Here is a 20,977-nt window from a genome sequence, read left to right as displayed (position 1 = left end):
GCCACGCTCAAGAGGACATATGGCCGAAGGTTTCAAGTTCGAACTCGCCGCGACCGACGGCAAGGCTAGGACCGGGATGATCTGCACGCCGCGAGGCGAGATACGGACGCCGGCCTTCATGCCGGTGGGCACGGCGGGGACCGTTAAGGCCATGTTGCCGGAGAGCGTCCGGGCGACCGGTGCGGACATCCTGCTGGGTAACACCTATCACCTGATGCTGCGCCCGACGGCCGAACGGGTGGAGCGGCTGGGCGGGCTGCACCGCTTCATGAACTGGCACCGGCCGATCCTGACGGACTCCGGCGGCTTTCAGGTGATGAGCCTCTCCGACCTGCGCAACCTCGACGAACGGGGCGTGCGGTTCCGCAGCCACGTCGACGGTAGCCTCCACGAGATCACGCCCGAGCGGTCGATGGAGATCCAGCGGATGCTGGGATCGGACATCGTCATGTGCTTCGACGAATGCACGTCGTGGCCAGCGGAGGAGTCGGCGGCGCGGGCGTCGATGGAGCTGTCGATGCGCTGGGCCGCGCGGTCGCGCGAGGCGTTCGGTGACCGGCCCGGACATGCGCTTTTCGGCATCCAGCAGGGCAGCCTCTATCACGATCAACGTGCCGAGAGTGCCGAGGCGCTGCGCGCGATCGGCTTCGACGGCTACGCCGTGGGCGGCCTGGCGGTCGGGGAGGGGCAGGAGGCGATGTTCTCGGTCCTGGACTACGCCCCGGACATGCTGCCGGCGGACCGGCCGCGCTACCTCATGGGGGTCGGCAAGCCGGACGACATCGTGGGGGCGGTGAAGCGCGGCATCGACATGATGGACTGCGTCCTGCCATCTCGCTCGGGGCGCACGGGGCAGGCCTTCACGCGGCGCGGCGTGGTCAACCTGAAAAACGCGCGGCACCGCGACGATCCGAGGCCCCTCGACGAGCAATGCAATTGCCCTGCCTGCCGGAACTACAGCCGCGCCTATCTGCACCACGTCTTTCGCGCCGGCGAGATGATTTCCGGAATGCTTCTGACGTCGCACAACATGCACTACTATCAGGAGCTGATGCAGGCGATGCGAGCGGCGATCTCCCGAGGCGCCTTCGACGCCTTCGAGACCGAGTTTCAAGCGATTCGCGCGGAAGGCGACCTGGAGCCGGTCTAGCAGGGTGCTGACGAAGGCGCCCCCGTGACACGTCGTTCCGGGTGGCGCGGCTTGGAGAGTGCCGGGGGTGGCGTCGGCAGTCTTGCGCGGGCGCCTCTCCGCTTCATGCGGCCAGGAGTCGGGGCAACCGCGCTAGGTTGTACGCCACGATGGTGAGCGTGAACCGGGCGCGGACCCGTTCCACGCCTCGAAGCATCGTCTGCGCCATGTCGCCGACGGTCTTTGCCCAGCCAAGGGCTCCTCGATCTTCTTCCGGCGCTTCTGCGAGGCGGCGTAACCGGCATGGCGCGTGGTGCGCCCGTCGATAGCCGAATGGCGCGCCTTCCGGGCAACGTGCGCGGTCACGCACATCCGGCGCAGGCCGGCGACGAAGTCGGCGCTGTCGAAGCCCTTGTCGGCGTCGAACGTGAGGCGCCGGGTGGAGCCCGGCGAAGGCCGGTCGATCATGTCGATCGCGCACGCCGTTCGGCGCGGCCGTTCGCCGGTGTCAGGTCGGCCTGCACGACCACGCCGTTCCGGCTCTCCATCAGGGTGTGGCCCATGAAGCAGAGCATCGCGCCCGCGCCGGGCGACTTCTTGAACAGCCGAGCGTCGGATTGGTTGTCGAGGCATGTGTCGCGTTGGACCGCTTCTCGCCTCGGAAGTCGACTTCGGCGTTGCGGGATCGAAGGGCGGCGCGGGTCATCGGCGGGTTCTCGGAGCTGGGCGGTTCGGAGGCGTCTTCGGGGCGAGCAGAGGGCGGTTCGTCAGGACCGCCGCCGGGCTAGTCGGGCGGGCTGCCCTCGGACCTCGGCTGGAAGCTCTGCATCGAGGCCCAGGCCTTGATCAGCGTGCCGTCGACTGAGAAGTGCTTGTCTGACAGGAGCGGCGCGACCTGTGCGTGAGCCAGGATTGCGGCCGGGACCTTGCGAGCGATGTCGGTGGTCACAAGCCGGTCGCGGTTCTTCGAGAACACCGTCGGCACCCACACCGCGTCGTCGATCCCCAACCCCACGAACCAGCGGAACAGCAGGTTGTACTGCATCTGCTCCATCAGCTGCCGCTCGGAGCGTACCGAGAACAGCATCTGGATCAGGCTGGCCCGCAACAGCCGCTCCGGCGCAATCGAAGGCCGACCCTCCCTGGCAAAGAGCCGGTCGAACTCTGCATCCATGCGGCCAGCGCGTCGTTGACGATCTCGCGGACCTTCCGCAGCGGGTGCCGCGACGGGATGCGCTCCTCCAGGTCCACGTAGCTGAACAGCGCGCCCGTCGTCTCGTCCGTCCCGCGCATAACCGCCCCCAGCCGCCAAGGTCCGGTGAATCATGTCTTTCATGGCGCGTAGAGGACCGAGTTCTTCAGCACCCTGCTAGTGGACGGCGGGCGCCGATGGCCCTATCTCTTGCGGCGTCGGACGTCCCGCGCCACATTCTTACCGAGGCGCTTGCGGTTGAAGGGCGGAGGGCAAGTTCCCACCTGATGAAGCCGAGAATGGAGGTGGACGTGGCCGCCCGGGCGTGGGGCCGGAGCCATCTCGCTGTTAAGGATAAGGCATGACCGAGCAAACCCCGCAGACACATCCCGTCCTGCCCCTGCGTGACATCGTGGTGTTCCCGCACATGATCGTGCCGCTCTTCGTCGGACGCGAGAAGTCGGTGCGCGCGCTGGAGGAGGTGATGTCGGACGACCGGCAGATCCTGCTTTCGAGCCAGATCGACCCGAGCGTCGACGATCCGACGCCAGACGGGATCTTCGGCGTCGGCGTACTGGCCAACGTGCTGCAGCTGCTCAAGTTGCCCGACGGCACAGTCAAGGTGCTGGTCGAGGGGCGCTCGCGCGTGAGGATCGATGGCTACGTCGAGAACGACCGCTTCTTCGAGGCGCGCGCCACCCCTCTCCACGAGACGGAGGGTGACGAGGCGACAATTCGGGCGCTGATCAAGTCGGTCGCGACCGAGTTCGAGCGCTATGCCAAGATCAAGAAGAACATCCCCGAGGAGGCGCTGTCGGCCGTCTCGGAGGCGCGCGATGCCAACAAGCTGGCCGACACCGTCGCCGGTCACCTCGGCGTGGACGTGGCGCAGAAGCAGGAGCTGCTGGAGACGCTGAGCGTGGCCGAGCGGCTGGAGAAGGTCTATGGCCTGATGCAGGGCGAGATGTCGGTCCTGCAGGTCGAGAAGAAGATCAAGACCCGCGTGAAGTCGCAGATGGAGCGCACCCAGCGCGAGTACTATTTGAACGAGCAGATGAAGGCCATCCAGAAGGAGCTCGGCGACGGCGAGGATGGCCAGAACGAGGTTCAGGAGCTCGAGAAGCGAATCTCCGAGACCAAGCTCTCGAAGGAGGCGCGCGAGAAGGCCGAGGCCGAGGTCAAGAAGCTGAAGTCGATGTCGCCGATGTCGGCCGAGGCGACGGTCGTCAGGAACTACCTCGACTGGATGCTGTCGATCCCGTGGGGCGTGAAGTCCCGCGTCAAGAAGGACCTGACCCGCGCCCAGAAGGTGCTGGATGACGACCACTACAGCCTCGAGAAGGTCAAGGAGCGGATCGTCGAGTACCTGGCGGTGCAGCAGCGCTCGAAGAAGCTGCGCGGCCCGATCCTCTGCCTCGTCGGCCCTCCGGGCGTCGGCAAGACCTCGCTCGGCAAGTCGGTGGCGAAGGCGACAGGGCGCGAGTTTATCCGCATCTCACTCGGCGGCGTCCGGGACGAGTCGGAGATCCGCGGCCACCGGCGGACCTACATCGGCTCGATGCCGGGCAAGATCGTCCAGTCGCTGAAGAAGGCGAAGACCACGAACCCGCTGATCCTCTTGGACGAGATCGATAAGATGGGGCAGGACTTCCGCGGCGATCCGGCCTCGGCGATGCTGGAGGTGCTCGACCCGGAGCAGAACTCGACCTTCGTCGACCACTATCTCGAGGTGGAGTACGACCTGTCGAACGTGATGTTCATCACCACGGCGAACTCGTACAATATGCCTTCGCCGCTCCTCGACCGGATGGAGATCATCACCCTCGCCGGCTACACCGAGGACGAGAAGACCGAAATAGCCAAGCGGCACCTGATCCCGAAGCAGGTGAAGAACCACGGCCTGAAGCCGCGAGAGTTCGATCTTTCGGACGAGGCCCTGCAGGAGATGATCCGCACCTACACCCGCGAGGCCGGCGTGCGGAACCTCGAGCGCGAGATTGCCAAGCTCTGCCGCAAGGCGGTGACGCAGATCGTGCGCCGGGACACCGATAAGGTCGTCATCACGGCCGAGAACCTCGGCGAGTTCCTCGGCGTAAAGAAGTTCCGCTACGGTCTTGCCGAGAAGGAGGACCAGATCGGCGCCGTCACGGGGCTCGCTTGGACGCAAGTTGGTGGCGACCTTCTGTCGATTGAGGCACTGCGGCTGCCGGGGAAAGGCCGGATGAAGACCACCGGCAAGCTCGGGGACGTGATGAAGGAGTCGATCGACGCGGCCTCGTCGTTCGTGCGCTCGATTGCGCCGTCAATCGGGGTGAAGCCGACGCAGTTCGACAAGATGGACATCCACGTCCACGTGCCAGAAGGTGCAACGCCCAAGGACGGGCCGTCGGCGGGCGTGGCGATGGTGACCTCCATAGTGTCGGTGCTGACGCAGATTCCGGTCCGCAAGGACATCGCGATGACTGGTGAGGTTACTCTCCGCGGCAACGTGCTGGCCATTGGCGGGCTCAAGGAGAAGCTGCTGGCTGCGCTGAGGGGCGGCATCAAGACCGTGCTGATCCCCGAGGAGAATGCCAAGGACCTGCCGGAGATCCCGGAGAACGTGAAGGCGGGGCTGAAAATCATCCCGGTCGACCACGTTCGCGACGTGCTGGACCACGCGCTGGTCCGACAGCCGGAGCCGATTGACTGGGACGAGGCGGCCGAAGAGGCCGCGGCCGCCAAGGCGTCGATGAAATCGTCCGAGGAGGGCTCGGCGACGACGGCGCACTAAGCCGGTTCGGCCTGGCCGAAAAAAAACAGCGCCGGCATTTGCCGGCGCTGTTTCGTTTTGCGCATTCAAAAGCCGGAGCAGGCCGACGTCCCGTCGCCGTCTTACTCGTCGGACTGGTCGACCTCGGTCGCCGGGACCTCATCGGCCTCCGGCTCATCCTCGTCCGCGGTCTGGCTCGCCAGGCCGGAAGGCGCAGAAAGGTTGGCGATGACGAAGTCTCGCTCGATCACCGCGCGGGCGCCTTGGGGAAGCGCGATCTTCGAGATCGTCAGCGTATCGCCGATCTGCATGCCTTCGACGGAAGCGGTGAGGTGGTCGGGAATGTCGCCCGCCGTCACCACCAGTTCGACCTCGGGCCGGACCATCGTCAAGACGCCGCCCTTGCGCAGACCGGGCGCCTTGTCGCGGTCGACGATCTCGACCGGGATGAAGAGGTTGATCTTGGACGTGCGGCGCAGACGCATGAAGTCGACATGCGTCGGCAGGTCCTTGACCACGTCGCGCTGCACGCCGCGGCAGATTACGCGGACGTCTTCCTGCCCCTCGATCTTTAGGTTGAAGAGCGTCGCGAGGAAGCGGCCCTTCTTGAGGCGCGTCAGCAGCTCGTTGAACGGAAGGTTGATCGACAGCGGGTCCTTGCCGCCGCCGTAGACGATGCCTGGAACGTAGCCCTCTCTGCGGGCTTGACGGGCGGCCCCCTTGCCTGTCCCCGTCCGTTCCAGGGCGATGAGATCAGGGATCTCGCCAGCCATGGTCAGTCTCTCCTATGGGCGGGCCGCCTCCAAGGGTGTCGGCCCGGGTTGAGCACGCGCCCATATCGCAACAGACACGGGATGTGAAGGGCGCAGTGCGCCTGACCGGCCGAGACGCGCCCCGGTGCCGGCCGAGCAATTTGAGGCGTATCGTCCGAACACGGGCGGGCCCCGACAACTCCGCGTTCAGAATTGGCACGACACTAGGTACGGAATGCAAAGCAACGGACCGACCTCGATGAATTTTGTGGAAATTCTGCTTCCCGGAACTCGGATCGCTTGTGTCGTGACCGCGGCTGTCGTCTGCCTGACGATGGCGCTGACGGTCGTGGTCCTGATGCATCACGCCGCCTCCAGCGAAGGCCGCGACCGCACCCGCTGGCAAGCGCTGATCGCTCTCTGCGCCGGCATCGGGGTCTGGACCACCCATTTCGTGGCGATCCTTGGGTATCGTCCGGACGCAGGGCTGATCTACGACGTCGGGACGACCGCGCTCTCGGTCCTGGCGAGCCTCTTCTTCGTGGGCGTGCCGCTCGCGATGGGAAGCTCCAGGCGCGCGCCGCGTGTGCGGGCGTCCTGGGGTGCGCTGACCGGCGTCGGCGTCGGAGGGATGCACTATACCGGCATGTCGGCGCTCGAGGGCTGCATCATCACGAACGATCCGGTGCTGATGGCCGTCGCGCTGTTCTCCGGTTGCGCGTGCTTTGCGCTCGCGCTGGGACTGCGAGGCGACCGCGTCGCTGTCGGGCGGGTCCTGCTCATCGTGAGCGGGGTCTGCGCTCTGCACTTCACCGCGATGGCCGGCGTCAGCCTCGAGATCTCGTCGGAGGTGACCGGCCGGACATTCGATACAGGGCCGCTCTCCGCCTTCGTCGCGCTCACATCCCTCGCGCTGTCGGTCTCGTCTTTCTTCGCGCTGGCCGCAGCACGAAGCCTGAGGGCGAAGCGGAACAAGGCGAGCAGGCGTGAGGCGCAGCAGAATCGCCTGCTGTCGATCGCGATGCGCAACATGTCGAATGGACTGGTCATGTACGGCACCGACGAACGCATCATCGCCCTCAACGATCAGGCGGTGACGATGATGCAGCTGAAGACCGGTCGGATCGGCGAGGGGAGCACCCTGACCGAGATGTTCCAAGCCATCGCCGAGGCTGAAAGGTGGTCCGAGGCGCGCCGGGACAATCGCATCCGCGCATTTCGGGAATACTTCAGCCGGACCGAGACAACGCGCTTCGAGGTCGAGATCGGAAGCGGCCAGGTGCTGCGCGTCTGTTGCCGTCCACTGGCCGAAGGCGGGGCCGTGCTGACCTACGACGATGTGACCGAGCGGCGCAATGCGGAGGCGGCGATGACGGAAATGGCCTGTCACGACGCACTGACTGGATTGCCCAACCGCCGTCGCTTCCAGGATCAGGTTGCCACGATGTTGCGGTCGGGGAGGGAGCGCTGGGTCATGATGCTCGACCTCGATCGTTTCAAGGCGATCAACGAGACGCTGGGTCACCATGTCGGGGACATGCTCCTGGTCAGCGTCAGCGATCGGCTCGTCGACGCCGGCCTCGACGGCAGGCTCTACCGGCTGGGCGGGGATGAGCTTGCGGTCCTGCCGGACAAAGAAGGTGGCGACTCCGAAGAGGTCGCTAAACTCATCGTTGGCTCGCTTGCGGCGCCGTTCACGGTGCACGGGCACAGCATCAGGATCAGTTGCAGTGCCGGGCTCGTCGTGGCCGAGGAGACGGACAACGCTGACATCCTGTTGCAGAAGGCAGACCTCGCTCTCTACCGGGCCAAGGCCAAGGGCCGGGACAGGGTGGAGCGCTATGAGGCGGGAATGATGGAAAAGGCGCAAGAGCGGCGCAACCTCGAGCTCGATCTGGCGCAGGCGACGGAGCGAGGCGAGTTCGTGATGCACTACCAGCCGATCTACGAACTTCCGTCGAAAACGCTGGCGGGATTCGAGGCGCTGGCTCGCTGGGAGCATCCCGTGCGCGGTCGCGTAGCACCCGCAGACTTCATCCCGCTGGCCGAGGAGAACGGGACGATCCACCACATCGGCAAATGGATCATCGACGAGACGTGTCGTCAGGCCGCCAGGTGGCCCGAGCACATCCGGATCGCGATGAACGTGTCCGCGGTCCAGATGCGTTCGCCCCGGATCGCCGACGACCTCGCGTCCGCGCTCGCCCGCCACGACGTGTGCCCGGGGCGGCTGGAGATCGAGCTGACCGAGACCGCGATGGTCGAGGATGGATGCGCAATCGCAGCTTCGCTCTGCCGTCTTCGCCGGCTCGGGGTCCGGATCGCGATGGACGACTTTGGAACGGGCTATTCCTCGCTCGCGCACCTGCGCGAGTTCGAACTAGACCGAATCAAGATCGACCGCAGCTTCGTCGCGGCGATCGAGCGTGATGCGGATGCGCGCGCGGTCGTTCGTGCCGTCACGTCGATGGCGCGCGAGATGTCCATCACCACAGTCGGCGAGGGCGTGGAGACGAGGGAGCAGCTGCAGCGGCTAATCGACCTCGGCTGCGATGCTGCACAAGGGTTTCTCTTGGGGCGCCCGGCCCTGGCGGCGGAAGCCGAACTGGTCATTGCCGCGCATCTTTTCGACAATGACGCGCGCGCGGACGCCGAGGCGGTCTCTGGCGGAGCCGTATTGAGAGCAGTGGTCGCCTGACCTTGACGTTCAGCTGTCGGCGACGCGTCGGAGCCACGCCCGGCCCCAAGGCGGCATGATTACCTGGCCATCGGGGAAGGCCATGGGGGCGACGGAAATGAGTTCGTCGTGGGCCTCGTTCGGGTCGATCCCCAGCACCTCGGCGGGAGTGCCCTGGTACTCCTCGGTGAAGTTGAAGACGCAGGTGACGGGCCGCATGTCCGCGGGACGACGGAGCGCGAAGAGGGCAGGGTTGGGCTGCTCCAGCACCGTTGTGGGAACGTGGCTGGCCAGCTCGGGCGTGGACTTGCGGACAGCCATCAGATGGCGGACGCCCGACAGCAGCCATGACCATGGCGGCTCACCGGCCTCGGCGAGCGCGACGCGGCGCCAGTCCATCGGCGGGCGGTGGGCCCAGCGGGCGTCATGTGCGAGCGCCGGATCGTCGAGGTAGGAGAGGTCGTTTAGGAGGCCGATCTCGTCGCCCATGTAGAGGAGGGGAACGCCGCCGAAGCTGGCGATCAGGGCGTGGCCGAGGAGGATGCGGTCGACGGCGGCGGAAACGGCGGCAGGGTCGTCGTGCAGGAGAGCGGCTTCCAGTCCGGCGAGCGAGGCGAAGCTGCCGCAGGTGCGGCGGTCGCCCGTCTCGGGGTTCGACTGGAAGTCGAAGCCGCGGGCGAAGGTGCCGGGGTGGGTTCCGTTGTAGAAGTTGGCGAGGAAGCCGCGGTGGCCGGGGCCCGTCATCGGCGGGAAACGCTCGGCGTCCTCCTCGGAGATGGCCCAGCCGATGTCGTCGTGGCAGCGGATGTAGGTGCCCCAGCAGGCACGGCGGAACGCCTGCGGGAAGTAATGCCCCAGGACATGGGTCATCAGCCGCGTGTCGCCGGAGGCGAGCGAGGACCAGAACTGTACCATCAGGTTGTTATGGTAGGCGAGGTTCGAGACGCGCCCCGTGTGCCGGCCGGAGCCGAGATAGGGGACGAGGTCCTTTGCGCCGACGATCGCCTCGGCCTTGTGGATGACGGCGGGGCAGGCGATGCGGGTGGAGGCGGCGATCGCCTGCAGGATGTCGTGAACCTCGGGAAGGTTCTGGCACTGTGTCCCGAGGCGCTTCCACATGAAGGCGACGGCATCGAGGCGGAACACTTCCACCCCGCGGTTGGCGAGCCAGAGGATGGTATCGAGGATCCGCAGGAAGACCTCCGGGTTCTCCCAGTTGAGGTCCCACTGGAACTCGTTGAACGTGGTCCAGACCCATTTGCCGAGGTCGCCGTAGTAGGTGAAATTGCCGGGGGCCTGGTTGGGGAAGACCTCGAGCAGCGTCTCCTCGTAGGCCTTTGGCACCTCGTCGGTGTCGTACATGCGGTAGAGCGCCTGGTGCTCCGCGTCGCCGGCGCGTGCCGCGACCGCCCAAGCGTGCTCCTTTGCGGTGTGGTTGAGGACGAGGTCGAGGCAGACGCTCATCCCTGCGCCACGCATCTGCCGGCACACCTCTTCGAACTCGGCCATGGTGCCGAGCTTCGGGTCGATCTGGCGGTAGTCCATGACCGCGTAGCCGCCGTCGCTATCGCCCGGTCGCGGCTTGAGGCAGGGCATCAGATGGACGTAGGTCACGCCGAGGCTGTGCAGGTAGGGTATGCGCGTGGGCAAATCCGAGAGGGCGCCGCAGAAGCGGTCGGTGTAGAAGACGTAGCCAACCATCTGCTCGCCGAGAAACCAGCCGGGGTTGAGGTCGCGGACAAGGTCCAGGTCGCGCAGGTCGTCGGGCCGCTCGTCCCAGTGCCGACGCAGGAGAGCGTGGACGCGGTCAAGGAGACCCGGTGTGTGGTAGAGCCGGCCGAGGGCGTCGGAGAGGTCGGGCCGGCCCCGCTGCCAGCGCAGGTCGAACAGTCGGTCGCTGAGGGCCGGGTCCGCGTCCGAGGCCGTCATGCCCAGTCGCCCTCGAAGTCCCGCGGAACGAGGAGGATGTTGCGGTCGAGCGTTCGCACGTCCTTGCGCCCGCAGAGCGCCATCGTGGTATCGAGCTCCTTGCGGATGATCTCGAGGGCGGTGGTCACGCCACGCTCGCCCATGGCGCCGAGGCCGTAGACCCAGGCGCGGCCGATCCAGGCGCCCTTCGCCCCCATCGCCAGCGCCTTGAGAACGTCCTGTCCCGAGCGGACGCCGCCGTCCATGTGAACCTCCACCCGGTCGCCGACCTCGCGTACGATCTGCGGCAGGGCGCGGATCGAGCTCAGAGCGCCGTCAAGCTGCCGACCGCCATGATTCGAGACGACGATGGCGTCGGCTCCGACTTCCGCGGCCATGCGCGCGTCCTCGGCGTCGAGAATGCCCTTCAGGACCAGCTTGCCGCCCCACATCTCCTTGATGCGGTGGACCTTGTTCCAGTCGAGCTGCGGGTCGAACTGCTCGCCGATCCAGGACATCAGCGAGGCGGGGTTCTCCACACCCTTCGCGTGGCCGACGATGTTGCCGAAGCTGCGCCGCCTGGTGCGCAGCATCTCGAGGCCCCAGCCCCACTTCGTGGACAGGTTCATCATCGCGGACCATGTGAGCTTCGGCGGTGCGGAGAGGCCGTTCTTGAGGTCGCGGTGCCTCTGGCCGAGGATCTGCAGGTCGAGCGTCAGGACGAGGGCGGAGCAGTTCGCCTTCTTCGCCCGCTCGATCAGGCGCGCGAGGAAGTCCTGGTCGCGCATCACGTAGAGCTGGAACCAGAAGGGCTGGCCAGTCTCGGCGGCCACGTCTTCGATCGAGCAAATCGACATGGTGGAGAGCGTGAAGGGCACGCCGAACCTATGGGCCGCGCGCGCGGCCTTGATCTCGCCGTCGGCGTTCTGCATCCCGGTCAGCCCGACGGGCGCAAGCGCCACCGGCATCGACACGTCCTGACCGATGATGGTGGTGCCGAGATTGCGGTTCTCCATGTCGACCGCCACGCGCTGGCGCAGGCGGATCCGGTCGAAGTCGGAAATGTTCTCGCGAAAGGTCTGCTCGGTCCACGAGCCCGACTCGCAATAGTCGTAGAACATCCGGGGCACCCGGCGCCGAAAGATGCGATGAAGATCCTCGATCTCGGTCACGACGGGCATTCGCGGATCCTCTCTGCAGGTCAATCCGGCTTAGCAACGGGTAGATGGCGTGACAATCCGGGACGCAGGACCATGCTTCTGACGGCAGGCCGTGAAGGATCGCCAATGAACATCGTGCTCATCGGAACGCTGGCGAGCCTCGGGGCGGGCCTGATGACGGGGGTCGGCGCGCTGCCGGCCCTCTTCGGACGGCGGATCACGCGGCGGACGAACGACGCGCTGCTTGGCTTCGCGGCGGGCGTGATGATCTCCGCGTCGTTCTTCTCGCTGATCATCCCCGGGCTCGAGTCCGCCGAGGCTGAGTACGGCGGCGTCCTGACATCTGCCCTCATCGCCAGTTGCGGAATCGCGCTTGGGGCGGCGACGGTCGCCGCTTTGAACGAGGCACTGCCGCACGAACACTTCATCAAGGGGCGCGAGGGGAGCGAGGCCGCAGCGCTCGCGCGCATCTGGCTCTTCGTGCTGGCGATCACGATCCACAACTTCCCCGAAGGCATCGCCGTGGGCGTGGGTTTCGGCAGCGGCTCGGTCGCTGACGGGATGCCGCTCGCGATCGGGATTGGCCTGCAGAACGCGCCCGAGGGACTGGCCGTGGCGGTCGCGCTGATCGGGCAGGGCTACAGCCGCGGCACCGCGTTTCTCGTGGCGCTGTCGACGGGACTGGTCGAGCCGCTCGGTGGCCTTGCCGGCGTTGCCGCAGTGTCGGTCTCGACGGTGCTGCTGCCGTGGGGGCTGACGTTCGCCGCAGGGGCGATGCTCTACGTCATCAGCCACGAGATCATCCCCGAGACCCACCGCCACGGGCATCAGAACCGGGCGACGACCGGCCTCGTCTTCGGGTTGATCCTGATGATGCTTCTCGACGTGACGCTGGGCTGACGGTCAGCGGCGCGTGGGCTTGCGGCTCCGCGTCGCGCGCGTGCGCTGCGGGCGCGCGGTGCCTTCGCCCTCGGGCTGGGCGAGCCCGAGTTGCTCGCGCAGGACACGCTGCTTCACCTCGCTGACCTCGCCGGGCTTCAGCTCGCCCAGGCGGAAGGGGCCGTAGCCCACGCGGATCAGCCGGTTCACCGTAAGACCGAGGGCCTCCATCGCGCGCCTGATCTCGCGATTGCGCCCCTCGCGCAGCGCTACCGTGAGCCAGGCATTCGCCCCCTGTTGCCGGTCGAGCGTGACGGTCATCGGGCGGAACCGCTCGCCGTCGACGGTCAGACCCTTTCGCAGAGGCTCGAAGAGCGAGTCCTCGGGTGAGCCGTGGATGCGGACGCGGTACTTCCGCGTCCAGCCCGTCTCCGGCAGTTCGAGCCGGCGCTTGACCGCGCCGTCGTTGGTGAGGAGGAGCAGGCCCTCGGAGTTGAGGTCCAGCCGTCCCACCGTCACGACGCGGGGCATCCCCTCGGGCAGTTCGTCGAATATCGTGCGCCGGCCCTTCTCGTCCCGCGCAGTGGTCACGAGACCTGCGGGCTTGTGGTAGAGCCAGAGGCGCGGCGGCTCGGCCTCGGCCAGCGGGTTACCGTCGACCGCCACCTTGTCGGCGGGCGTGACGTTCAGGGCAGGGCTCTCGATGCGCTTGCCGTTCACCGAGACGCGACCTTCGGCGATCATGCGCTCGGCATCGCGGCGGCTTGCCACGCCGGCGCGGGCCAGGACCTTGGCGATTCGCTCGCCTGCGGGTGTATCCGTCATCATGCCGCCATACTCCGGGCTGCGCGGGAGGGAAAGCGCCGCCGGTCAGCCCGCCAGCAAGGCCAGGGCTTCGCGGTGGATCCCCGGGTTCGCGGCCGCGATGACCTGCCCACCGCCGGCCGCGGACCCGCCGGACCAATCGGTGACGACCCCTCCCGCGGCCTCGATCACCGCGATGGGCGCGGCAATGTCGTGCGGCGCGAGGGCGGCCTCGATCACCAGGTCCACGTGCCCCGCGGCGACGAGCGCATAGGCGTAGCAGTCCATGCCGTAGCGCGTGAGGCGGGCCGCGGAGGCGACGCGCCGGAACGCTGCGCCCTCCTCGGCAGTGCCGACCTCAGGATAGGTGGTAAAGAGCGTTGCGGACGGCAGCGGGCGTGGCGGCCGGGTTCGCAGGCGCGCCGGGCCTCGCGGTCCGGTGAATGTCGCGCCAATAGGCGAGCCGACGAAGCGCTCGCCGATGTAAGGCTGGTCGATCAGCCCGATGAAGGGACCATTCGCGTCGGCGACGGCGATCAGCACGCCCCAAGTAGGCGTCCCCGCGAGGAAGCCGCGCGTGCCGTCGACGGGGTCCAGGATCCAGGTCAGGCCGCTCGATCCGGTGGTGGCTCCACCTTCTTCGCCCAGTACCGCATCCTCCGGCCGCCGCTCAGCGAGAATGCGCCGCATCTCCTCCTCGGCGGCGCGGTCGGCCGCCGTCACCGGATCGAAGGCGCGGACGCCCTTGTCGTCGACCTGCAGGTCCGGGGCGCGGAAATGCTGCAGGGTCCGGAGGCGCGCGGCATCGGCGAGCGCGTTTGCCACTGAGAGAAGTGTCCGGATCAGGTCTGGGTTGTGACGCATCGGTTCGCGCTACAGCGAGGCGAGGCGGCCATCAAGGCGCGCGAACTGCAGGGACGGCATCCTGAGGCATTCTGCGCTCAGGACGACGCTCCGGGGAGACGGCGTTCAGCCGTGGTCCCCGTTGCGCAGTCAGGCAGCGTCGCTAAGCACCCGGGCGAGTTCAAAGAGCCGCCGGCGCTGGTTCTCCGGGATAGAGTAGTACGACCGGATAAGCTCCAGCGCTTCCTTGTCGGCGAGGATATCGCCGCGGAGACCAGGTTCCACCTCGGCACCTTCGCTGTCGCTCAGGCCCTCGAAGAAAAAGGCGACCGGCACCTGCAGCGCGCTGGCGATGTCCCAGAGGCGCGAGGCGCTGATCCGGTTCATCCCCGTCTCGTACTTCTGAATCTGCTGAAATTTGATTCCGACACGCTCGGCAAGTTGCTGTTGCGTCATCCCGGTCATCCACCGGCGATGGCGCACCCGCTTGCCGACGTGCACATCAACTGGATGCTTCATCAATAGGCTCCCTACTACAACTACGAGCCTATATGCCTCCATGTGACACCACTTCGGCAACCTGTCCAAAAGTTAGGTTCAAGGTTGCGAAAAGGCTGCCAATTCCCGCTCTCGGCGACCACTTTGCGCGCTCAGCTAACAATTGTATCAATGTGAATTAGGGTCTTTCGCAGAATGATAACTCGCCTTATGCGTGTCGCGCGTTTTGCATCGCAAATTGCAACGAATCGTCGGCGAATCAGTGGTTGACGAAGGGCGCATGAGGGTCCTGCAGGTCGAGGCTACCGGCAAGGCGCCGGTACTGCGTAACATCGAGGCTCCGCGACCTGGCGCGGGGGAGCTCCTCATCGAGGTGCGTGCGTGCGGACTGAATTTCGCCGACCTCCTCCAGATCGATGGCGTCTACCAGGAGCGTCTGGAGCCGCCTTTCGTCTTGGGTCGCGAGCTGTCCGGCCTTGTCGCCGAATGCAGGGATGCCGACGGCTTCAGGGCCGGTGACAGGGTCGCCGCGCATGTGGGCTCGGGCGGTCTGGCCGAACTTGCCGCGGTGCCGGCGGAGCGCTGCCTGAAGCTACCCTCGTCCATGCCGTTCGAGCAGGCGGCCGCCTTCCAGGTCACCTATGGCACGAGCCATCTCGCGCTCGTCCGCCGCGCGCAACTGCAATCGGGCGAGACGCTGCTGGTGCTGGGCGCGGCTGGTGGGGTGGGGCTGACCGCTGTAGAGATCGGTCGCAACCTCGGGGCTACGGTCATTGCCGTAGCGCGTGGCCGGGAGCGTCTCGAGGTGGCGCGGCGTGCGGGAGCGCATCATCTGCTGGATCGCGACACGGCGGACGTGCGGCAGGCGGTGATCGAATTCGGCGGTGCGGATGTCGTGTACGACCCGGTGGGAGGCGAGATGTTCGCGGCAGCCCTTCGCGCCTGCCGTCCGGAGGCGCGCTACCTGCTGGTCGGCTTTGCCGGCGGCGTGCCGGAGGTCAGGCCGAACCACCTGCTGGTCAAGAACGCCAGCGTCATTGGCCACTACTGGGGCGGCTATCTCAAGTTTCGCCCGGACGTCCTGACCGGCAGCCTGCGCGAGCTCCTCGACTGGTACGAGAGGGGGCAAATCCACCCGCATGTGGGAACGACGCTGCCTCTCGACCGTGCTCTCGAGGGGCTCGAAATGCTCAGGCGGCGCACCTCCACGGGCAAGGTCGTGATCCTGCCCTAGTACTCAGCTCTTGAAGGCATGGCGAAGCAGCGCGGCGAGCTGCGCGGCTGGCTTGCCGGCCACGTAATCCGAGACGTAGAGGTTGATCTTCTTCGAGGTCAGCTCGGGCAGCGCACCGCCGTGCTGGATGCGTTCGGTGTGAGGCACCTGCGTCCCCTCGAGCAGCGCACAGACAGCCAGGTCGGCGCTCACGCTCGCCTCCACTGTCCGGCTGCTGTCGGACTCCACGGCCATTTCCCAAGGGATGCCTGCCGCGTCGAGCGCGCGCTGCACCCCGTGGCGAAAGATGCAGTTGTGCTCGAAGGCGAGGCGCAGCGGGCGCTGCCGCCAGGTACCGCCGCCGGGGGCGCCGATCCAGATCAGGGGCTTCTCGATCAGGGTTTCGCCGCCCGCATCGCAATCATCCTCGGTCGTGAGGATCAGGTCGCATTGTCCACGGTCGAAGAGTCCCTTCAGCCTGCGGGTGTAAGACGACATCAGGTTTACCCGCACGCGCGGATAATCCGCGGAAAAGCTGTGCAGGACCGACGGGATGGCGGGATAGACGATGTCATGCGGCACGCCGAGGACGATCTCGCCCTCGAACTCCTGATGTGTCAGGCGCGCGTAGACCTCATCGTTCAGGTCCAGCATCCGCCGCGCATACCCCAGCAACTGATCGCCTGCGCCGGTGAGGGCAACAGTGCGCGAGGACCGGTCGATGAGGGAGAGGCCCGTGGCTTCCTCCAGCCGCTTGAGCTGCATCGATACGGCAGACTGCGTCAGGTTGAGAAGACTTGACGCCCGCGTCACGCCGCCGGCATCCGCGACCGCGACGAAGGAGCGCAGGGCTGTGAGATCCAGGTTCCGAGGCACATCATTCTCCGTGATGGATCACGTCATGAACATTCGTTTTCAATATTGAACAAAGGCACCATAAATATCAAGACGCGTGATGCGATTTGCTCCCGCGATCAGCAAGCGGAAAGGTCCAATTCATGTCCACGATTGCCATGCACGTTTCGCGCCGCCGCCGGTTCGGCATTTTCCGGCGTGTGCTTGCGGCGCTCGCGCTGCGCCGCAGCCGTCAGACGCTGGCCGGTGCCGATGACCATATCCTCCGTGACGTCGGTTTGACACGTGCCGAGGCCGAGGCCGAAGCCGCGCGCCCCATCTGGGACATCCCTGCCTGGTGGCGCGCCTGATGCCGCGACCGTTTCGCACGCCTCACATGGTGCAAGTGCGCTTGAACTAAAGGCCGCCCTCGCCGATATTGCTAGCGAGAGCGGCCTCCGCCTGTCGGTTGCCGCAAGGGGATTCTTCTGGAGGCGACACATGGCTGAGTATCAGACGGTTCGGGCCGGTGCCGGTGCCCGCGCGGCGCGGATCGACGAGGGCCTTCGCGCCCACATGAACAAGGTCTACGGCACGATGTCGGTGGGGATGCTGGTCACGGCGGGTGTCGCCTGGGCCATCGGATCTTCGCCTGAACTTCTGTCCATCTTCCGCGACCCGGTCACTTTGCAGCCAAACATCCTCGGCTGGGCCGCGATGTTCGCGCCGCTGATCATGGTTTTCGCCTTCGGCGCGGCCATCAACCGGCTTTCCGCGGCGGGCGCGCAGCTCTTCTTCTACGCGTTTGCGGCCGTCATGGGCTTGTCGATAAGCTGGATTTTCGCTGCCTTCACCGACATCTCGATCGCGCAGACCTTCCTGGTGACCGCCATCGCCTTCGCGGGGCTCAGTCTCTGGGGCTACACGACGAAGCGCGACATCTCGGGCTGGGGTGCCTTCCTGATCATGGGTCTGATCGGGCTGATCGTCGCTTCTATCGTGAACATCTTCATCGCCTCGGCGGCGCTGCACTTCGCGGTGTCGGTGATCGGCGTGCTGATCTTCGCGGCGCTGACCGCCTACGACACGCAGCGGATCAAGACCGATTACGTCGCGCACGTCCAGTCGATGGACCAAGAGTGGTTGAACAAGTCCGCGATCATGGGGGCACTGAGCCTCTACCTGGACTTCATCAACCTGTTCATGTTCCTGCTTCAGTTCATGGGCAATCGCGAATAATCGCGTTTACTGCGATCGGACTGGAAGGCGCTCCGGGAAACCGGGGCGCTTTTTTTTCATTAGGGATCAGAGGCGACGTATCATGCGGATCGCCGGGAACACGATCCCAGCGCCGAGAGGCACGTCGATGCGATCCAGCTCGCGAAAACCGCAGGCGGCGTAGAAGGGGCGGGCGGTCCGCGTGCTGTGGCACTCCAGCGTGCGCGCGCCGGACGCCGCCGCGTCTGCGATGATCCTTTCGATCAGCGTCCGGCCGATGCCCTCTCGGGTGCGGCGGTGATCGGTGACGAGATGTCGGACATGTGCCGTCTTGCTGCGGGTCGGCCCAACCGGCGCTGCGCGGGTCCATCCGCCACCGCCCACAATGTCGCCGTCGGATTGCACGACATAGTATGTCCCTGAGGCAAGGAGGCGCGGGTTGGCCCGTGCGATGACCGGCACGGCGGTGACCATGATCGACGGCGGATAGTCGTTCTTCAGCAAAGCCGGATAGCTTCGCGCGAACATGGTGTCGAGCGTCTGCAGGTCGTTGGGTCTCGCGACCCTCACGGTCAGTGTGGCCGCCATTCCACCATAGAGCAGACACAAAAAGGGCCGCGCAAGCGGCGCGACCCTCGGAAAGTCCGGCTCGGCGGAAAGCTACTTGATCTTGCCTTCCTTGTACTCCACGTGCCGGCGCGCGACCGGGTCGTACTTCTTGATCGTCATCTTCTCGGTCATTGTGCGGGCGTTCTTCTTCGTCACGTAGAAGTGCCCGGTGTCCGCCGTCGAGTTCAGGCGGATCTTGATCGTGGTCGGCTTGGCCATGCTGCCCTCTCCTCGAGTGGTAGGAACGGCGCGTCGGCCGCCCGAACTGAAACTGGAAGTCCGCCTTTTAAGCCCGGACCGTCGGCTGTCAACCTGAAATGCCGGCCTGCGGGTCGAGCGTCACCAGGATGGTCGTCACCTCGCCCGAAGTCTCGGCCAGGGGCGTGGCAGCCGCGTCCCAGACGCTTCCGTCCCGCGCGACAAGCCGCGAGCGTGCGTTCTCGCCGCGGAGAGAACGAAGCAGGGTATTGCGCAGCGACGGCTCGGCCTCCGGCAAGAAGAGGTCCGACCAGGACAGCGCCCCCCTGAACGCCTGCGGCACGAGCCGCACGAGCGCGGCATGGTTCGCAAAGGTGATACGGCCTTCCGCATTGATGAGCAGGATGGGATCCGCTCGATCCCGCAACAGGGCCAGCGTGACGTCCATCACCTGGTCGGTCTGAGTACTTCCGCTTCCGTCGGCCATGGCTCCTCCGGTGTGGGCCAGTTTGCCCGGACTGCGACGGCGATCTTGCCGCCAACTCGCCACAAGTCAACCATGACGAGAGTCCGTGCGCAGCTACGGCTCTGTTACGTGCGGATGGCCTGTAAGCCGGATTCTGTTCCGGGGTCGCCCCCTTCGGTGACCATTCATCTGGCCCCGCCGTCGCCGACGGGGTCGAGCTGCCAACCCGGATCTCTCGGGCCGAAGCCGCCCTGCCCAAACGGGCACGAGATCCCTATTCGACATTGCTCCCGGTGGGGCTTGCCGTGCCGGTCCGGTTGCCCGTCCCGCGGTGGGCTCTTGCCCCACCGTTTCACCCTTGCCCTGCATGCAGGGCGGACTGTTCTCTGTGGCGCTTTCCCTCGAGTTTCCCCGGCCGGGCGTTACCCGGCACCGTTGCTTCGTGAAGTCCGGACTTTCCTCGACGCGCCTGGCGCGCCGCGGTCACCCGGCCATCCGCACGGCGCCAGAGCTATGCCGCCTTGTCCCAGCGGTCAATCGGGAACCGCCTTGCAAGGTCGAAGGCGAGCCCGGCGTCAACCGCATCGGCCGGACCCGACGCTCCGGGCCGAAACCGCAGACGGAAAGCCTCGAGTCTAAGTTGCGGCGACACGAAGGCAGGATAGCCGAAGCGCAGCAGCGCAGCGTCGGTGCCGCTAGGTTCGTCCTCGCCCGCCTCCGGCCAGACGGAGAGGCCGGCGTGCGCTAGGCCGCGCCAGTCGAAAAGCGGGCCAGGATCGCACTTCCGGCCCGGAGCCATGTCGGAATGCCCAATGACGCGGGCAGGGTGAATGTCGCGACGCGCCATGATGTCCCTCAGTAGGCGCGTGAGCGCCTCCATCAGCGGAGCCGGATATTGACTGCCGTCGCCCTCGAGCTCGATCCCGATGGAGCGCGAGTTGACGTCCGTCACCGCGCCCCAAGATCCCATTCCCGCGTGCCAGGCGCGGAGTTCCTCGTCGACCAGATGGAAGGCCTCGCCGCGCCGGTCGATGAGCCAGTGCGACGAGACCGCGGCCGCAGGGTCGCACAGACGCTCGAGCGCCGCATCGCGCTCCATCGCGGTGTAGTGCAGGACGATCAGGTCGGGGCGTACGCCGCCGCGGCGCGGTCCGTGGTTCGGCGAAGGCCGGTGGATCATCCGGCGCGGGCGTTGCGGAACGGTCTCGGATCCCAGTAGCAGGCGAAGCCGTCGCCGTCGGGGTCTAGGCCCATCCGGTCACGCTGGGGGCCGCCGGCGTCGAGGAACGCCTGCTGCGCAAGGTCGGGCGACGCATAGCGGGCGCAATTGCGCGTGAAGCGGGCCTGCTGATTGAAACCGGTGCGGCTGTAGATCCGCTCGCCCGGCTGGTTGGACGTCGAAAGGGCATACGCGACGATATTCGCGCCAGTGTCCGCCGGGCGCTCGGGCAGCGGCTCTGGTGGCAGTACACGATAGGCCTCGCGCTGCGCCTCGATCCGTTCGCGGTCCGACTCGATGCTCTCGCGCGAAGACACTGCGGCAAAGTCCTGTTCGTCGGAGATGACGGGGCTGCCGCCCGGCGTCGCCACCGGCTCGGGTGCCCCCGTCACGATTGCGCTGCTGCCCGGCGATGGTGATGCCACCGAAATGCCTGCAGCCGCCAGTTCGTCAACTGTGATGACCGGCTCCGACGTCGGCTGGACGATCACCGGGTTGGCGGTCCCGCGCAATTCGGCCTCGCGCTGGGCATCGTATTCGTCGAAACCGACGCCGCGCGTGGTCGGTCCGGCAGCGCAGGCCGCCAGTGCCAGCAATGAAGTCATGGCCAGATAGCGCATCGTCAC

The 20,977-nt window shown here is 66.4% G+C and carries 19 protein-coding genes, 1 other RNA gene and 1 pseudogene; 7 read left to right on the top strand and 14 right to left on the bottom strand.

What is annotated here, in order from left to right:
• The first annotated feature begins 19 nt into the window (after positions 1 to 19).
• Complete coding sequence (tgt, locus tag JM664_RS12655; RefSeq protein ID WP_227420286.1) at positions 20 to 1,150, top strand: tRNA guanosine(34) transglycosylase Tgt; 1,131 nt, start codon at positions 20 to 22, stop codon at positions 1,148 to 1,150.
• Positions 1,151 to 1,253: 103 nt separating this feature from the next.
• Here tgt and JM664_RS12650 read toward each other — a convergent pair.
• Positions 1,254 to 2,422 (bottom strand): annotated as a pseudogene (locus JM664_RS12650) (IS5 family transposase).
• Between the two features lie 260 nt (positions 2,423 to 2,682).
• Here JM664_RS12650 and lon point away from each other — a divergent pair.
• Positions 2,683 to 5,094, top strand: coding sequence for an endopeptidase La (gene lon, locus JM664_RS12645; protein ID WP_227420285.1), 2,412 nt, complete (start codon positions 2,683 to 2,685; stop codon positions 5,092 to 5,094).
• Positions 5,095 to 5,195: 101 nt separating this feature from the next.
• Here lon and JM664_RS12640 read toward each other — a convergent pair whose 3' ends face one another.
• Positions 5,196 to 5,846: a 50S ribosomal protein L25/general stress protein Ctc gene (locus JM664_RS12640; protein ID WP_227420284.1), complete on the bottom strand. Its 651-nt coding sequence runs from the start codon at positions 5,844 to 5,846 to the stop codon at positions 5,196 to 5,198.
• 286 nt (positions 5,847 to 6,132) lie between these two features.
• Here JM664_RS12640 and JM664_RS12635 point away from each other — a divergent pair, with 286 nt between their 5' ends.
• Positions 6,133 to 8,523, top strand: a complete 2,391-nt coding sequence (locus tag JM664_RS12635; RefSeq protein WP_227420283.1) for an EAL domain-containing protein — start codon at positions 6,133 to 6,135, stop codon at positions 8,521 to 8,523.
• 9 nt (positions 8,524 to 8,532) lie between these two features.
• Here JM664_RS12635 and JM664_RS12630 read toward each other — a convergent pair whose 3' ends face one another.
• Both JM664_RS12630 and JM664_RS12625 read right to left on the bottom strand, forming a co-directional pair.
• The gene (locus tag JM664_RS12630) at positions 8,533 to 10,431 is read right to left on the bottom strand and encodes an alpha-amylase family protein (RefSeq protein ID WP_227420282.1); all 1,899 of its coding nucleotides are present in this window, start codon (positions 10,429 to 10,431) and stop codon (positions 8,533 to 8,535) included.
• Positions 10,428 to 11,591, bottom strand: coding sequence for an alpha-hydroxy acid oxidase (locus JM664_RS12625; protein ID WP_227420281.1), 1,164 nt, complete (start codon positions 11,589 to 11,591; stop codon positions 10,428 to 10,430). The genes JM664_RS12630 and JM664_RS12625 overlap by 4 nt, the downstream gene beginning before the upstream one ends.
• 105 nt (positions 11,592 to 11,696) lie before the next feature.
• Here JM664_RS12625 and JM664_RS12620 point away from each other — a divergent pair, with 105 nt between their 5' ends.
• Positions 11,697 to 12,470 (top strand): ZIP family metal transporter, encoded by a 774-nt coding sequence (locus JM664_RS12620; RefSeq protein WP_227420280.1) that lies wholly within the window; start codon positions 11,697 to 11,699, stop codon positions 12,468 to 12,470.
• Positions 12,471 to 12,473: 3 nt separating this feature from the next.
• Here JM664_RS12620 and JM664_RS12615 read toward each other — a convergent pair whose 3' ends face one another.
• The 3 genes from JM664_RS12615 to JM664_RS12605 form a co-directional block, all read right to left on the bottom strand.
• Entirely contained in the window at positions 12,474 to 13,274 is an 801-nt protein-coding gene (locus JM664_RS12615) for a pseudouridine synthase (protein ID WP_319637533.1), read from the bottom strand.
• A gap of 45 nt (positions 13,275 to 13,319) precedes the next feature.
• Positions 13,320 to 14,117 carry an inositol monophosphatase family protein gene (locus JM664_RS12610; protein WP_227420278.1) on the bottom strand — a complete coding sequence of 266 codons (798 nt, stop codon included), beginning with the start codon at positions 14,115 to 14,117 and terminating at the stop codon, positions 13,320 to 13,322.
• A gap of 129 nt (positions 14,118 to 14,246) precedes the next feature.
• Entirely contained in the window at positions 14,247 to 14,615 is a 369-nt protein-coding gene (locus tag JM664_RS12605) for a helix-turn-helix domain-containing protein (RefSeq protein WP_227420454.1), read from the bottom strand.
• A 259-nt stretch (positions 14,616 to 14,874) separates the two neighbouring features.
• Between JM664_RS12605 and JM664_RS12600 the strand changes: the two genes are divergently transcribed.
• Entirely contained in the window at positions 14,875 to 15,828 is a 954-nt protein-coding gene (locus JM664_RS12600) for an NADPH:quinone oxidoreductase family protein (protein ID WP_227420277.1), read from the top strand.
• 3 nt (positions 15,829 to 15,831) lie between these two features.
• On the opposite strand, the gene JM664_RS12595 is transcribed toward JM664_RS12600, so the two are convergent.
• The gene (locus tag JM664_RS12595) at positions 15,832 to 16,683 is read right to left on the bottom strand and encodes a LysR family transcriptional regulator (RefSeq protein WP_227420276.1); all 852 of its coding nucleotides are present in this window, start codon (positions 16,681 to 16,683) and stop codon (positions 15,832 to 15,834) included.
• A gap of 122 nt (positions 16,684 to 16,805) precedes the next feature.
• Between JM664_RS12595 and JM664_RS12590 the strand changes: the two genes are divergently transcribed.
• Together JM664_RS12590 and JM664_RS12585 are read left to right on the top strand one after the other, a co-directional pair.
• Positions 16,806 to 17,012 (top strand): DUF1127 domain-containing protein, encoded by a 207-nt coding sequence (locus JM664_RS12590; RefSeq protein ID WP_227420275.1) that lies wholly within the window; start codon positions 16,806 to 16,808, stop codon positions 17,010 to 17,012.
• Between the two features lie 130 nt (positions 17,013 to 17,142).
• Positions 17,143 to 17,880, top strand: coding sequence for a Bax inhibitor-1/YccA family protein (locus JM664_RS12585; protein ID WP_227420274.1), 738 nt, complete (start codon positions 17,143 to 17,145; stop codon positions 17,878 to 17,880).
• Between the two features lie 66 nt (positions 17,881 to 17,946).
• Here JM664_RS12585 and JM664_RS12580 read toward each other — a convergent pair whose 3' ends face one another.
• The 6 genes from JM664_RS12580 to JM664_RS12555 form a co-directional block, all read right to left on the bottom strand.
• On the bottom strand, positions 17,947 to 18,447 hold the full coding sequence (locus tag JM664_RS12580; RefSeq protein WP_227420273.1) for a GNAT family N-acetyltransferase: 501 nt from the start codon (positions 18,445 to 18,447) through the stop codon (positions 17,947 to 17,949).
• 72 nt (positions 18,448 to 18,519) lie between these two features.
• Positions 18,520 to 18,687: a 50S ribosomal protein L33 gene (gene rpmG, locus JM664_RS12575; RefSeq protein ID WP_227420272.1), complete on the bottom strand. Its 168-nt coding sequence runs from the start codon at positions 18,685 to 18,687 to the stop codon at positions 18,520 to 18,522.
• Positions 18,688 to 18,775: 88 nt separating this feature from the next.
• The gene (locus JM664_RS12570) at positions 18,776 to 19,153 is read right to left on the bottom strand and encodes a PAS domain-containing protein (RefSeq protein ID WP_227420271.1); all 378 of its coding nucleotides are present in this window, start codon (positions 19,151 to 19,153) and stop codon (positions 18,776 to 18,778) included.
• A 106-nt stretch (positions 19,154 to 19,259) separates the two neighbouring features.
• Positions 19,260 to 19,631: RNase P RNA component class A (gene rnpB, locus JM664_RS12565), an RNA gene on the bottom strand.
• Positions 19,632 to 19,643: 12 nt separating this feature from the next.
• On the bottom strand, positions 19,644 to 20,312 hold the full coding sequence (locus JM664_RS12560) for an N-acetylmuramoyl-L-alanine amidase (protein ID WP_227420270.1): 669 nt from the start codon (positions 20,310 to 20,312) through the stop codon (positions 19,644 to 19,646).
• Positions 20,309 to 20,971 (bottom strand): hypothetical protein, encoded by a 663-nt coding sequence (locus JM664_RS12555; RefSeq protein ID WP_227420269.1) that lies wholly within the window; start codon positions 20,969 to 20,971, stop codon positions 20,309 to 20,311. Before JM664_RS12555 ends, JM664_RS12560 begins: the two co-directional genes overlap by 4 nt.
• Positions 20,972 to 20,977 lie beyond the last annotated feature (6 nt).

The organism is Roseitranquillus sediminis, from assembly GCF_016918935.1.
GTDB lineage: Bacteria > Pseudomonadota > Alphaproteobacteria > Rhodobacterales > Rhodobacteraceae > Roseitranquillus > Roseitranquillus sediminis.
This window is presented reverse-complemented; position numbering and strand designations above follow the sequence as displayed.